At 73.1% G+C, this 12,754-nt stretch carries 16 protein-coding genes; 10 read left to right on the top strand and 6 right to left on the bottom strand.

All coding sequences use genetic code 11. The features are described 5' to 3' along the window. The first annotated feature begins 21 nt into the window (after positions 1–21). The 7 genes from BLW76_RS24665 to BLW76_RS24635 are packed head-to-tail and all read left to right on the top strand — an operon-like array spanning position 22 to position 5,764. Positions 22–1,332 (top strand): MFS transporter, encoded by a 1,311-nt coding sequence (locus tag BLW76_RS24665; protein WP_091311397.1) that lies wholly within the window; start codon positions 22–24, stop codon positions 1,330–1,332. A gap of 8 nt (positions 1,333–1,340) precedes the next feature. Continuing rightward, positions 1,341–2,009, top strand: coding sequence for a response regulator transcription factor (locus tag BLW76_RS24660; RefSeq protein ID WP_091311395.1), 669 nt, complete (start codon positions 1,341–1,343; stop codon positions 2,007–2,009). Positions 2,010–2,013: 4 nt separating this feature from the next. Next, on the top strand, positions 2,014–3,408 hold the full coding sequence (locus BLW76_RS24655; protein ID WP_091311394.1) for a sensor histidine kinase: 1,395 nt from the start codon (positions 2,014–2,016) through the stop codon (positions 3,406–3,408). Further along, the gene (locus BLW76_RS24650) at positions 3,405–4,349 is read left to right on the top strand and encodes a TAXI family TRAP transporter solute-binding subunit (protein ID WP_091311392.1); all 945 of its coding nucleotides are present in this window, start codon (positions 3,405–3,407) and stop codon (positions 4,347–4,349) included. Before BLW76_RS24655 ends, BLW76_RS24650 begins: the two co-directional genes overlap by 4 nt. Before the next feature lie 14 nt (positions 4,350–4,363). Continuing rightward, positions 4,364–4,786: an acyl-CoA thioesterase gene (locus tag BLW76_RS24645; RefSeq protein ID WP_091311390.1), complete on the top strand. Its 423-nt coding sequence runs from the start codon at positions 4,364–4,366 to the stop codon at positions 4,784–4,786. A gap of 3 nt (positions 4,787–4,789) precedes the next feature. Further along, on the top strand, positions 4,790–5,245 hold the full coding sequence (locus BLW76_RS24640; protein WP_091311388.1) for a tRNA (cytidine(34)-2'-O)-methyltransferase: 456 nt from the start codon (positions 4,790–4,792) through the stop codon (positions 5,243–5,245). Positions 5,246–5,254: 9 nt separating this feature from the next. Next, positions 5,255–5,764, top strand: coding sequence for a hypothetical protein (locus BLW76_RS24635; protein WP_091311386.1), 510 nt, complete (start codon positions 5,255–5,257; stop codon positions 5,762–5,764). 38 nt (positions 5,765–5,802) lie between these two features. Here the strand turns inward: BLW76_RS24635 and BLW76_RS24630 are convergent, their stop codons facing one another. The 3 genes from BLW76_RS24630 to BLW76_RS24620 all read right to left on the bottom strand — a co-directional run bounded on the left by BLW76_RS24630 (position 5,803) and on the right by BLW76_RS24620 (position 8,879). Continuing rightward, entirely contained in the window at positions 5,803–6,783 is a 981-nt protein-coding gene (locus tag BLW76_RS24630; RefSeq protein WP_091311385.1) for a VWA domain-containing protein, read from the bottom strand. A 73-nt stretch (positions 6,784–6,856) separates the two neighbouring features. Then, complete coding sequence (locus BLW76_RS24625) at positions 6,857–7,801, bottom strand: DUF58 domain-containing protein (RefSeq protein WP_091311383.1); 945 nt, start codon at positions 7,799–7,801, stop codon at positions 6,857–6,859. 7 nt (positions 7,802–7,808) lie between these two features. After that, entirely contained in the window at positions 7,809–8,879 is a 1,071-nt protein-coding gene (locus BLW76_RS24620) for an AAA family ATPase (protein WP_033260648.1), read from the bottom strand. Between the two features lie 358 nt (positions 8,880–9,237). Between BLW76_RS24620 and BLW76_RS49820 the strand changes: the two genes are divergently transcribed. The 3 genes from BLW76_RS49820 to BLW76_RS24610 all read left to right on the top strand — a co-directional run bounded on the left by BLW76_RS49820 (position 9,238) and on the right by BLW76_RS24610 (position 10,372). After that, entirely contained in the window at positions 9,238–9,597 is a 360-nt protein-coding gene (locus tag BLW76_RS49820) for an HD-GYP domain-containing protein (RefSeq protein ID WP_167384721.1), read from the top strand. A 106-nt stretch (positions 9,598–9,703) separates the two neighbouring features. After that, positions 9,704–9,979 (top strand): response regulator transcription factor, encoded by a 276-nt coding sequence (locus tag BLW76_RS49815; RefSeq protein WP_244170292.1) that lies wholly within the window; start codon positions 9,704–9,706, stop codon positions 9,977–9,979. A 9-nt stretch (positions 9,980–9,988) separates the two neighbouring features. Then, positions 9,989–10,372: a nuclear transport factor 2 family protein gene (locus BLW76_RS24610; RefSeq protein WP_091311382.1), complete on the top strand. Its 384-nt coding sequence runs from the start codon at positions 9,989–9,991 to the stop codon at positions 10,370–10,372. 43 nt (positions 10,373–10,415) lie between these two features. On the opposite strand, the gene BLW76_RS24605 is transcribed toward BLW76_RS24610, so the two are convergent. The 3 genes from BLW76_RS24605 to BLW76_RS24595 form a co-directional block, all read right to left on the bottom strand. Next, positions 10,416–11,258, bottom strand: a complete 843-nt coding sequence (locus tag BLW76_RS24605) for an HARBI1 family protein (protein ID WP_091306011.1) — start codon at positions 11,256–11,258, stop codon at positions 10,416–10,418. Between the two features lie 188 nt (positions 11,259–11,446). Continuing rightward, positions 11,447–11,992: a molybdenum cofactor guanylyltransferase gene (gene mobA, locus BLW76_RS24600; RefSeq protein WP_091311380.1), complete on the bottom strand. Its 546-nt coding sequence runs from the start codon at positions 11,990–11,992 to the stop codon at positions 11,447–11,449. 9 nt (positions 11,993–12,001) lie between these two features. Beyond that, the gene (locus BLW76_RS24595) at positions 12,002–12,721 is read right to left on the bottom strand and encodes an SAM-dependent methyltransferase (protein WP_091311378.1); all 720 of its coding nucleotides are present in this window, start codon (positions 12,719–12,721) and stop codon (positions 12,002–12,004) included. Positions 12,722–12,754 lie beyond the last annotated feature (33 nt).

Raw genomic sequence — 12,754 nt, 5'->3', positions numbered from 1 at the left:
TCGCAACACAGGAGGTCGACGATGACAACCCGGCTCAACAGCCCCACCCCGGCCGCCGTCAGCGAGAAGCGCGTGATCGGCAACGTGCTGCGCGGCTCGATCGGCAACTTGGTCGAGTGGTACGACTGGTACGCCTACGCGGCGTTCACCACCTACTTCGCCAAGTCCTTCTTCCCCACCACCGACACCACGGCCGCCTTCCTCGGGTCCGCGGCCGTGTTCGCCGTCGGGTTCCTCATGCGGCCGCTGGGCGGGTGGATGCTCGGCCGGTTCGCCGACCGGTTCGGCCGCCGCAGCGCGCTGGTGCTCTCGGTGACGCTGATGGCGGGCGGCTCGCTGCTCATCGCCGTCACGCCGAGCTACCACACCATCGGGATCGCCGCGCCGATCCTGCTGCTCACCGCCCGGCTGATCCAGGGCCTGTCGGTCGGCGGCGAGTACTCCACCTCGGCGACCTACCTGTCCGAAGTGGCCACTCCCGGCAAGCGCGGCTTCTACTCCAGCTTCCAGTACGTGACGCTCTACGGCGGCCAGCTGCTGGCCCTGGGCCTGCAGCTGATCCTGCAGGCGATCCTCACCGAGCAGCAGCTGACGTCGTGGGGCTGGCGGATCGCGTTCGCCGTCGGCACCGTCGCCGCGCTCACCGTCATGTGGCTGCGGCGCGGCATGGAGGAATCCGAGAGCTACCAGCGCGAAGCCGCCGACGACAAGGGCGAACGCGGCACCCTGCGCGCGCTGATCAAGTACCCGAAGGAGATCGCGCTCGTCGTCGGGCTCACCCTGGGCGGCACCGTCGGCTTCTACACCTTCGCCACCTACAGCCAGAAGTTCCTGGAGAACACCGCGCACATCCCGCGCCGGCAGGTCACCATCGTGCTGTTCTGCGCGATCCTCGTCGCCGCCTTCCTGCAGCCGGTGTTCGGGCGGCTGTCCGACCGGATCGGCCGCCGCCCGCTGCTGCTGTTCTTCGGCATCGGCGGCACGCTGCTCACCGTCCCGCTCATGACCGTCATGGGCTCGACCCGCAACCCCGTCGGCGCGTTCTTCCTCGTGCTGGCCGGCCTGGTCATCGTCGCCGGGTACACCTCGATCAACGCCATCGTGAAGGCCGAGCTGTTCCCGACGAAGATCCGCGCCATCGGCGTCGGGCTGCCGTACGCGCTGACCGTGGCGATCTTCGGCGGCACCGCCGAGCTGATCGCCCAGGCGCTGAAGAGCGCCGGCCACGAAACGGTGTTCTTCTGGTACGTCGCGGGCTGTGTCCTGGTGTCGCTGATCGTCTACGGCACAATGCGGGAAACCTCCAAGACCTCCGAGCTGGAGAAGCGCTGACGAAGGGGATGACCGTGCGCGTGCTCCTCGTCGAAGACGACGCGGGTGTCGCCGGCGCGCTCGCCGAGTCGCTGCACGCGCGCGGTCATCCCGTCACCAGCGTCGGCCGCGGGGCCGACGCCCTGCACCACCACCGCAGCGCCGACCTCGTCCTGCTGGACCTGGGCCTGCCCGACCTCGACGGCCTCGACGTCCTCCGCAAGATCCGGGCCGTCTCGCCGGTCCCGGTCATCGTGCTGACCGCCCGCGGCGACGAACGCTCGGTCGTGCGCGGGCTGCGGCTCGGCGCCGACGACTACCTCACCAAGCCGGTGCGGCTGGCCGAGCTGCTGGCCCGGATGGACGCCGTCGTGCGGCGCGCGGTCGCCCGGGCCACCCCGGCCGGTGACGTCGTGCGCGTCGAGGACGTCGAGATCGACCTCGGCGCCCGCCGGGTGCTGGTCGCCGGGCACGACATCGGGCTCACCACCAAGGAATTCGAGATCCTGGCCGTGCTCGCCGCCCGCCCCGGCACCGCGGTCAGCCGCCAGCAGCTGATGGACGAGGTCTGGGGCGACGCCTACCTCGCGGTGTCGCGCTCGCTCGACGTCCACCTGACCGGCCTGCGCGCCAAGCTCGACCGGCCGGGCCTGCTCACCACGATCCGCGGCTTCGGCTACCGGCTCGGCCGGGACTGAGCCCGTGCGCACCCGGCTGCTGGTGGTCCTGGTCGCCCTCGCCCTCGCGGTGGTCGCCGCGTTCGCCGTGCCGCTGCTGACCGTCACCGCCGAGCAGCGCACCCAGCAGCTGGTCATCTCCCGCACGGCCGACGTCGACCGGTTCGTCGTGCTCGCCCAGCAGGCCGTCGACACCCGCGACCCGGCGGCGCTGGCAGCCGACGCCGAGCGCTACGCCCAGCTGTACGGCGAAGGCGTCGTCATCGTCGACGCCCGGCGGCTCCCGCTGGTGCAGGCGGGCGGCCTGACCGCGGCCGACCCGGCGGTGCGCGCGCTGGTGGAGGCGGCGATGCGCAACGAACCGGCACCGCGGGTGGACCGGCTCGACCCGTGGTCGGCCGAACCGGCCTACTTCGCCCGGCCGGTCGGCACCGGCACGCGCGTGGCCGGGGTGGTCGTGCTGCGCGCGTCGGTGACGGCGGCGGCCGCGGACGTCGCCACCGGCTGGGGCACGATCGGGGCAGGCGCGGTGCTGGTCGCGGTGGTGTTCGTGCTGCTCGCCGTGGTGCTGGCCCGGTGGATGGTGCGGCCGCTGCACGAGCTCGAGACCGGCGTGCTGGCCGTGGCCGGCGGGCACCGCGCGCACGTCCCGGAACGCGCCGGGCCGCGCGAGCTGCGGTCCCTCGCCGCCGAGGTCAACCGGATGTCCGAGGCCGTGCTGGAGGCCGCCGAGCAGCAGCACCGGCTGGTCGCCGACGCTTCGCACCAGCTGCGCAACCCGATGGCCGCGCTGCGCCTGCGCGTCGACTCCCTGGCCGGGCGCATCGAGGGCGACGACACCACCTACCGGGCGACCGTCGCCGAGGTCGAACGCCTGGAGAAGCTCCTCGACGGCCTGCTCGCGCTCGCCCTGGCCGAGAGCACCGCGACGCGCGTCGCGGCCGGCGGCACGGACGAGGCGTGCGACCTGGCGTCCGTGCTCGCCGAGCGCGTCGACGCCTGGCGCCCGGCCGCCGAGGACGCGGGTGCGACGATCGTCCCGCCGCCGGGGCACGACGAGCCGGTGACCGTGCGCTGCCCGGAAGGCGAGCTCGCGCAGATCCTCGACGTGTTGCTGGACAACGCCGTCCACTACGCCGGCCGCGGCGCGAAGATCACCACCGACTGGGAAAGCGGCGCGTCGGCGGCCACCCTCGTCGTCGCCGACGACGGCCCCGGACTGTCCGAAGAGGACAGAGCGCGGGCGACCGAACGATTCTGGCGCGCCGGGGGTGAGGGGGCGCCGCGCGGCACCGGCCTCGGCCTGGCCATCGCCCACCAGCAGGTGCGCACCCGCGGCGGCGTCCTCGAACTGCGGCAGGCGGACCCGCACGGCCTCGAAGTCCGCGTCACGCTGCCGCTGCAGGAGGTGCGGGCATGACACTCACCCGCCGCACGGCCCTGCTCGGCGGCCTCGGCCTCGCGCTGGCCGGGTGTTCGACGTCGGGCTACCGCGGTCCGGAACGCCCGCTGACGATCGCCGCCGGCGAGCGCGGCGGGTTCTACCTCGCCTTCGCCGAGCTGCTTTCGGCCGAGCTGAACCGCGCGGAACCGCTGCTGCACGCGACCGCCGTGCCGACCGAGGCGAGCGTGGCCAACGTCGGCCTGGTGCAGCGGGGGCAGGCCGACCTCGGGCTGGTGCTCGCCGACGTCGCCCAGACAGCGCTCGGCGGCGGGCCGCCGTTCGCCGCGCAGGTGCCGCTGCGCGCGCTCGGCCGGGTGTACGAGAACTACCTGCAGCTGGTGGTGCGGGCGGACGGCCCGGTGCGCCGCCTGGCCGACCTGGCCGGGCGCCCGGTGTCCCTGGGCGCGGGCGGCTCGGGCGCGGCCCAGCTCGGCGAGCGCCTGTTCGCCAGGGCGGGCGTCCCGGTGGACGCCCGGCACCTGCTGTTCGACGACGCCGTCCGCGCGCTGGCCGGCCGCCGCATCGACGCGATGCTGTGGTCGGGCGGCGTCCCGACGCCGAAGCTGGCCGAGCTGAACCGCACGACGCCGATCGCGCTGCTGCCCCTGGAGTCGGTGGTCCCGGCCCTGCGCGCGGCGTACGGCCCGGTGTACGACCAGGTCCAGGTCCCCGACGGCGCGTACCGCGGGGTGGGCGCGCTGAGCACGATCGGCGTGGCGAACCTGCTGGTGTGCGCACCGTCGTTGCCGGACGACGTCGCCGCGGCGGTGGTCCGGCTGCTCGTCGCTCACGCCACCGCGCTGGTCCCGGCCGAGGCGGTGGGGACGCAGTTCCTCGACGTGCGGACGCTCATCGGGACCCAGCCGGTGCCCCTGCAGCCCGGCGCGGCGGCCGCGTACCGGGCGCTGCACGGCTGAACTAGATTGAGCGGGTGACCGCACCTCGCCGCCCGATCGCCGAGATGCCGCTGCGCGTGCGCTACCACGAGTGCGACGGCCAGGGCATCGTCTTCAACGCCCACTACCTGGCCTATGTGGACATGTGCTCCTTCGAGGCGGAGAAGGCGCTGTTCGGTTCGCATGAGGAGTTCCTCGCGCACGGCGCCGACGTCGTGGTCGCGGAGGCGAACCTCAAGTTCCGCTCCCCCGCCCGCTACGACGACGACCTGGTCGTCACCCAGTACCTGAACCACCTCGGGACGACGTCGCTGATCTTCGACTTCGAGATCCACCGCGCCGAGACCCTGATCGCGGCGGCGACCATCCGGTACGTGTTCATCGACCCGGCCACGCTGCGGCCGCAGGCGCCGCCCGAAGCCGTGCGCAAGGTCTACGCGACCCTGCTCGGGGACTAGCCCGTGTTCCGCATTCTCTTCTACCAGCCGGAAATCCCGCCCAACACCGGCAACGCGATCCGCCTGGCCGCCAACACCGGCTGCGAACTGCACCTGGTCGAGCCGCTCGGCTTCACGCTGGAGGACAAGCAGCTGCGCCGCGCCGGCCTGGACTACCACGACCTGGCCCGCGTGCACGTCCACGCATCGCTCGCCGCGGCCTGGGAAGCGTTGCTGCCGGCCAAGGTCTACGCGTTCACGGCGTCGGCGACGCGGCTGTACACCGACGTCGCCTACGCACCGGGCGACGTCCTGATGTTCGGACCGGAATCGGTGGGCCTGCCCGCGGAGGTCCAGGAAGCACCGGAGGTGACCGACCGGGTCCGCCTCCCGATGCGGCCGTCCAACCGGTCGCTCAACCTGGCCAACACGGCGGCCATCACGGTCTACGAAGCGTGGCGCCAGAACGGCTTCCGGTAGGTTCGCCGAATGCGACAGCAGTTCCTGGGGGCGCTCATCGGCGCCGCGTTCGGCACGGTCTTCGTCCTCGTCAACTCCGGCGACCCACTCCCCGCACCACTCGGCTGGGTGCTACGCGCCCTCGCCGTCCTCGCCCTGGCGGCGGTGATCATCCTCGGCGTCCGCGCGGGCGGCCGCCCAACGCTGGAGGGCCGCCCGATGTTCGGCCCGAGCTACCGCTTTATCGTGCTCGGCGAGGTCGTGCTCCTGTTCGCGGGCTTCTTCGTCCTGCGTCTGCTGGACGCGCCGGCGCAGGCCAACGTCGCCTGGATCGCCACGATCGTCGGCCTGCACTTCGTCGCCCTCGCGTCGGCGTGGAAGACGCGCTCGATCCTCGTGGTCGGCGTGGTCCTGACCGCACTCGGCGTGGTCGGGCTGGGTTTGCTCGGGAGCGCCGCGGAGTGGGTCCCGTTCCTCAGCGGCACCCTCGCCGGGGTGACCCTGCTCGGCGGCAGCCTCTACGGCGTCCGCCGAGCCTGACCAGAGGCGGCACTTTCACGTGAAAGTGCCGCCTGCGGTCAGGGGAGTCTCTGTCCGAAGAACAGACTCGCCGCCGCGCCCAGCATCAGGATCAGCGTCCCCACCACCACCCACGGCTTGCTCGCGTCGGCGTCCTTGAGCTCGTAGCCGATCTGCTCGCCGAGGTCGGCGTAGACCTTCTTCAGCTCCTCCGCACTGGCCGCCTTGTAGAAGTCGCCGCCGGAGAGCCGGGCTATTTCGCGCAGGGACTCGTCGTCCACGCTGACCGGCTGGGCCTTGCCGTCGATGTCGACCGAGCCGTGGGTGGTGCCGAACGAGATCGACGAGATCGGCACGCCCGCCTGCTTCGCCGCCTGCGCCGCCGTGTAGCCGCCGCGGGCCGCGTACAGGTCCTCCGGGACCGTCTGCTTCCCGTCCGACATCAGCACGATCCGCGCCGGCGGTGGCCCGTCTGCCCCGCCGACGACGCTCGAGAAGCTCTCCACCGACTGCAGGGCCGCGAAGATGCCTTCGCCGGTCGCCGTCGACTGGGCCAGTTTCAGGTTCTCGATCGCCTTGATCACGCCGTTGCGGTCGGTGGTCGGGTTGACCAGCACCGTCGCCGTGCCCGCGAACGAAATCAGCCCCAGGTTGATGCCCGGTGTCATGTTGCGCGCGAAGCTCGTCGCCGCCTCCTGGGCCGCCTGCAGCCGCGTCGGGGCGACGTCGGTGGCCTCCATCGACAGCGACACGTCGATCACCAGCATCACCGTCGCCCGGTTGCGCGGCACCTTCTGCTCGGCCGTCGGCCCGGCCAGCGCCACCGTGAGCAGCAGCAGCGACAGCACGATCAGCACCGCCGGCACGTGCCGGACCCAGCCCTGGCTCTTCGGCGCGACCTTCTCCAGCAGGTCCAGGTTCGCGAACCGCATGGTCCGCTTCCGGCGCGCCCGCTGGGCGAGCACGTACCCGACGGCGACCGCGGCCACCGCGATCAGCAGCAAGAACCACCACGGCGATGCAAACCCCGTCAGACTCACGCGCACACCTCGCTGACGCCCGGTGCCGCCTGAGCCGGCAACGCTGTGTTGAATGGCTCGGTCGCAAGCTCCCTCACGCCACACCCCCCGACCAGCGGCGCTTGCGGGCGACGACGAACCGCACCATGTCGGCGATCCAGTCGGCGTCCGTGCGCAGCGTCAGGTGGGCCGCGCCCGCCCGCCGCAGGCCGGCCGCCACGCGCTGGCGGTGGGCGTGGGCCGCGGCCCCGAACTCCTTGCGCAGCAAGGCCGAAGCGTGCACTTCGCGCTGTTTCCCTGTCTCCGGGTCGGCCAGCACGACGGTGCCCACCTCGGGCAGGTCGACGTCGCGCGGGTCGAGGACTTCGATCGCGATCAGTTCGTGGCGCCCGCCCAGTGCCCGCAGCGGCCGCTCCCAGGACTCCTCGCCCAGGAAGTCGGAGATCACCACGGCCAGGCCACGCCGGCGCGGCGGACGGCGCAGCTGCTCCAACGCCGTCGCGAAGTCGCCCCGGGTGCCCTCGGCCGCACGCGGTGTCTCGGCGAGCTTGCGCACCAGCCCGCGGGCGTGCGCGAGGCCGCCGCGGGCCGGGATGCGGGTCGTGTCGGCGCCGGTGGAGATCAGCGCGCCGATCCGGTTGCCGCCGCCGCCGGTGAGGTGGGCGACCGCCGCGACCGCGCAGACCACCAGGTCGCGCTTCTCGCACAGCGCCGTGCCGAAGTCGAGGCTCGCCGACAGGTCGGCGACGACCCACGTCTCCAGCTCGCGGTCGGCCACGGTCTCGCGGATGTGCGGGGTCGTGGTGCGGGCGGTGACCGCCCAGTCCATCCGGCGCACGTCGTCGCCGGGCTGGTACGGGCGGGCCTCGCCGGGCTCGGACCCCGGCCCCGGCACGAGGCCGAGGTGGTTGCCCTGCAGGAGCCCGTCGAGCCGGCGGCGGACGTCGAGCTCCAGGGTGCGGAGCCCGGCTTCCATCCGGTCGCCGCGCAGGATCGGCGGCGCCCACGAAGGGCGTTCGCCCTTCTCGTTCTTCGCCATCGCCGGGTTACCTGACCGGCGCGCCCGCCGGGACCGGGCCGCCCTGGCCGGCCCCGCCCTGCGGCCGGGCCGAGACCTGCGGCAGCGGCACGGTCTGCAGCACGCGCGTGATGATGTGGTCGATGGGGACACCGTCGGCGAGCGCGTCGTAGGACAGCACGAGCCGGTGGCGCAGCACGTCGGGGACGACGTCGACGACGTCCTGCGGCAGCACGTAGTCGCGGCCGCGGACCAGGGCGAGCGCCCGCGCGGCGGCGATGATGCCGAGGCTCGCGCGCGGCGAAGCACCGTAGGAGACCCAGCCCGCGACGTCAGCGAGGCCGTGCTCGTTCGGCGTCCGCGTGGTCAGCACCAGGCGCACGACGTAGTCGACGAGGGCGTGGTGCACGAACACCTGCGACGCGACGCCCTGCAGCCGGACCAGCTCGCCCGGGCTGAGCACCTCGTGCGGGGTTGGCGGGGTGACGCCCATCCGGTAGATGATCTCGCGCTCCTCCTCGGCGGAGGGGTACTCGACGACGATCTTGAACAGGAACCGGTCGCGCTGGGCTTCCGGCAGCGGGTAGACGCCCTCGTTCTCGATCGGGTTCTGCGTGGCGAGCACGAGGAACGGGTCGGGCATCGGGAACGTCTGCCCGCCGATCGACACGTGCCGCTCGGCCATCACCTCGAGCATCGCCGACTGGACCTTGGCGGGCGCGCGGTTGATCTCGTCGGCGAGCACGAAGTTCGCCACGACCGGGCCGAGCTCGACGTCGAAGCGCTCGGCGCCCTGGCGGTAGATCCGGGTGCCGAGGATGTCGGCGGGCACCAGGTCGGGGGTGAACTGGACGCGGGAGAACGAGCCGCCGACGACCCGGGCGAACGTCTCGACGGCGAGGGTCTTCGCGACACCGGGCACGCCTTCGAGCAGCAGGTGGCCCTTGGCCAGCAGGCCGACCAGCATCCGCTCGACCAGGCGGTCCTGGCCGACGATGATCCGCTTGACCTCGAACACGGTCCGCTCCAGCAACTGGGCGTCCCGCGCCGGTGTCGCCTGCTGGCCGTTCCCGCCCTCGGCGTAGCCGGGCTCGGTCACTCTGCCTCCTCGAATTCTCGTGCGCCGCCCCCGCGACGGTGATCACGCGGTGCGACCGTACTGCGCCCCCGGTCGTCCGGCTCATCCGGCACGCGGACGCACCTGACCCACGATCAGCCAACACGGTCAGCGGTGTGGCACCTGTGAAGCTCGGCAGGACAGCGCGGCCGGGCTGAGCGAGGTCGGCCGATGGAGCGGGTGCTGCGCCAGACGGTGATCACGCTGCGGCTGGCCGACGCGGCCGGCGTCGAGCCCGGGATCCGGGCCGCGGCCTGCTACACGTCGTTGCGAGCTGGCCGGGCTGTTCGGGGACGGGACCGAGCTGTACGCCGACACGCACGACGAGGACCTCGCCGGGATGACGATGGCGCTGTTCGTCGCGCGGCACCTCGGCGTCTGCCGCCCGCTGCTGCAGGCGTTCGAGCGCTGGGACGGCCGTGGGGTGCCCGGGCAGGCCGGCGGCGACGAGCTCGCCCCGGCGATGCGGCTGGTCCACCTCGCCGACAACGTCGAGGCCTTCCACCACACGGCCGGGGTCGAGGGCGCGCTCGCGGTCGCCCGCGAACGCCGGGGCACGCAGTTCGACCCGCGGCTCGTGGACTGCTTCCTCGACCGGCACGCCACGGTGCTCGCCGGCCTCGACGATATCCGCGCCTGGGACGAGGTGATCACGCTCGACCCGCGCCTCGGCGAGGTGCTGGCGGCTGCGGACGTCTAGCACGCCCTGGGCGAGCCGCGCCCGCATCGCGCGCCGGTGTCCGCGTCCGCCGCCGCGGAGGTCCTCGCCGGGGAAACCCGCGCCGGACGGCCCGGCGGTCGACGCCGTGCCGGCCGCGGCCGGGCGGCGGGTGCGCCGGGCCCTGCCCGGTGCGTCCGGGCTGACGGCCAGAGAGGCGGAAGTGCTGGTCCAGCTGGCGCGCGGGCTGTCGAACGCCGCGATCGCGGCCGCGCTGACCGTCTCGCGCAAGACCGTGTCGACCCACCTGGAGCACATCTACGCGAAGCTCGGCGTCTCGACGCGGACGCAGGCGGCGCTGTTCGCGATGCGGCACGGATTCATCGGGTGGTTGCCCGATGAATCCGGCGGCCGTCGCCCGTAGAACAGGGGCATGACCACCACACAGACGGTTCCCCGGCTCTTCCTCGACGCACTGGCCGGCCAGGACTTCGCCGCGCTGGCGTCCGCACTGGACGGCGACGCCCACCTCCGCGCTCTGGTCCCGCCAGGCCTGCGGGAAGCCCGCGGCGCGGCCGAGGTCCGGGCGACGTTCACCCGCTGGTTCGGCGACACGCTCGGCTTCGAGCTGGTCGCGTCGGGCGCGAAGGAGATCGGCCCGCGGCTGCACCTGTGGTGGCGCGCCCGGCTCCGGGCGGCACGCCTCGGCGACGGCTGGTTCGTGGTCGAGCAGCAGGCGTTCGCCGACACGGGCGCCGACGGCCGCATCACCCGGATGACCCTGCTCTGTTCCGGCTACTGCCCTGACGAGCGGTGAGGCACCGCCGCTCACCCGCCTGATGCGCCCCAATGAGGTTTTCTCAGTAGCGGCCGTGGTGTTCGTGGTGGGTGAGGACGAGGGCTGCTTGGACGATGTGGCCGATGCGGTGGGGGCAGAGGCTGATGTGGGTCAACGCTCGCCAGCGGGTTTTGAGGATGGCCATGGCGCGTTCACCCAGGGCGCGGGCCCGGGCGTGCAGCAGGTTGTGGACCCGTTGCCGGGCGTTGAGGGGTGGTTGACCTGCGGTTTTCTTGAACGGGGTGAGGATGCCGATCCCGGCGGGGTGGTAGGCCTTGTCGGCCAGAGTTCTCAGGCCCTGGCCGGCGGCGGCGGTCAGTGCACCGACGATTCCGTGGTCGCGGGCGGCGGAGAGGTCGTTGCGGGAGCCGGGCAGCACCGCCGAGACCCACAGCGGGAACCCGTCCGGGCTGGCCAGGAACTGGATGTTCCCGCCGAAGGCGCGGTGCTTGCCCGAGTACCACAGGTGCACGATCCGGCCACGGTTCTTACCTTTGGTTTTGATCGTGGTCGCCGCGACCCGGTCACACGGGATCAGGGTGCCGTCCAGGATCACGTGTGTGTCACCGGCGGTGTGGCGCTCGCGCAGGACCTGATGCAGGTCCGGGGCCTGGGCGGCGAGGGCGGTGATGGCTTCGTGTAGGTAGCGGTAGGCGGTGGCGATGCTGATGCGGTGATCGGCCGCCAGCCGGTGCAGGGGGGTGGCGTCGCGGAACCAGCGCAGCACCAGCACCGCCTGCCAGTACGGGGTCAACGCGCGCCGGCCCCGGCGGGTGCCACGCCGCCGGCGCTCGGTGTGCAGGACACGGGCAACGAACCAGACCAGTTCACGCGCCACATCGAGGGTGGCACCATAATGGATCATGTGGGGCCTCTGGAACCTCGGACTTGATCTTCGCAAATCCAGTCCTACCAGGGGCCCCACCCCTCATCCACACACCACACCGCTACTGAGAAAACCTCAATGTGGCGTTGGTTGCGCTCAACGCACCGAACGCCACATTGGGTGCGTCCAACGCACCCAACGCCACATTGGGGCGCTTTCGGCCCGGCTCAGCGGTGCCGCTCGAGGTCCTCGGGCGTGTCGATGTCCTCCGCCTCGCCCCGTTCCGCCGGGACCTCGGCGACCGACAGCCCGCCCAGGACGCGGCGCAGGGCCGCGTTCTCCGCCTGCTCCGGCAGCGCGGCCCGCAGCGCCGCGGCGCGCCAGGCGCCCAGCAGCCACTGCCGCTTCCCCGCGGCGTCGACCAGGACCGCGCCGTCCCCTTCGCCGATCGCCGCCAGCAGCCTGTCCACTGTGGACCTGCGGACGCCCGGGAGGTCGGCGGCCAGCACCACGACCGCCTCGACGTCGTCGGGCACGAACACCAGGCCCGCGGCCAGCGCCGCCACCGGCCCGGTGCCGGGCACCGGTTCGCGGGTCCACAGCACGTCGAAGCCGGGCCGCCGGGGGCCGACCGCGATCACCCGCTCGGCGCCGTCGAGGGCGTGGATCGCGCGCGCCAGCAACGGCTTGCCGCCGACCGACAGGGCCGGCTTGTCCACACCGGACAGCCTGCGGGCCGAGCCCCCGGCCACCACGATCCCCGCGTAGCGCACCGGGGCACCCTAGCGGCCCAGCACGAGGTAGGTGAAGCCCAGCACGCCCCGGTACTCGCGGACGTACTCGCGCAACCGCCGGTCGAGCCATTCGCGCACCCGCTCCGCCCGCGGGTCGGCCGGGTGCGCGAGCAGCCATTCCTGCCAGGCCAGCCGGGACGCCGACTCGAAGTCGTCCCATTCCAGCTGGTCGGCGACGCTGAGGTGGAGCACCCGCCAGCCCGTCTCGGCCGCCGCGTCGAGCAGGCCCGGCAGGGTCAGGACGTCGTCACCGAACATCTCCGCCGCGACCGGGCCGGGCGGCGCGGCCCAGAACCCGTCGCCGTAGAGCAGCCTGCCGCCCGGCCGGACGACGCGGCCGAGCCGGTCGAGGGCCGCCCGGGTCGTCCCGAAGGCGTGCGAAGCACCGATGCAGAACACCCGGCCGGCGGGGATTTCCCAGCTCGCCGCGTCGGCTTCGGTGAATTCGGCGCGCTCGGTCAAGCCACGGCGACGGGCGGCCGACCGGCCGCGGGCCAGCGCGTCCGCGTCGGTGTCCACGCCGGTGCCGCGCAGGCCCGGCACCCGGGCGACGGCGCGCAGGAGCAGCTCGCCCCAGCCGCAGCCGAGGTCGGTCAGCTCCCCCGGCTCGAGGGCCATGCGGTCGAGCAGCAGCTCCGCGTGAGCCTCCGACAGCGGCGCGTTCCAGCGCATCCGGTCGCGCCGCAGCGCGTTCAGTTCGTCGTCCACCGGACGATCCTGTGGCCCGTACGGCCGCCGCGT

The sequence above is a fragment of the Amycolatopsis tolypomycina genome (assembly GCF_900105945.1).
GTDB classification, from domain to species: domain Bacteria; phylum Actinomycetota; class Actinomycetes; order Mycobacteriales; family Pseudonocardiaceae; genus Amycolatopsis; species Amycolatopsis tolypomycina.
The sequence above is the reverse complement of the archived record's forward strand: the minus strand, read 5'-3'. Positions and strand labels throughout refer to the sequence as shown.

Coding starts and splice junctions, on each gene's coding strand:
- BLW76_RS24665 (WP_091311397.1), top strand. CDS start 22: ATGACAACCCGGCTCAACAGCCCCACCCCGGCCGCCGTCAGCGAGAAG.
- BLW76_RS24660 (WP_091311395.1), top strand. CDS start 1,341: ATGACCGTGCGCGTGCTCCTCGTCGAAGACGACGCGGGTGTCGCCGGC.
- BLW76_RS24650 (WP_091311392.1), top strand. CDS start 3,405: ATGACACTCACCCGCCGCACGGCCCTGCTCGGCGGCCTCGGCCTCGCG.
- BLW76_RS24635 (WP_091311386.1), top strand. CDS start 5,255: ATGCGACAGCAGTTCCTGGGGGCGCTCATCGGCGCCGCGTTCGGCACG.
- BLW76_RS24625 (WP_091311383.1), bottom strand. CDS start 7,801: ATGGCGAAGAACGAGAAGGGCGAACGCCCTTCGTGGGCGCCGCCGATC.
- BLW76_RS49820 (WP_167384721.1), top strand. CDS start 9,238: ATGACGATGGCGCTGTTCGTCGCGCGGCACCTCGGCGTCTGCCGCCCG.
- BLW76_RS24610 (WP_091311382.1), top strand. CDS start 9,989: ATGACCACCACACAGACGGTTCCCCGGCTCTTCCTCGACGCACTGGCC.
- BLW76_RS24605 (WP_091306011.1), bottom strand. CDS start 11,258: ATGATCCATTATGGTGCCACCCTCGATGTGGCGCGTGAACTGGTCTGG.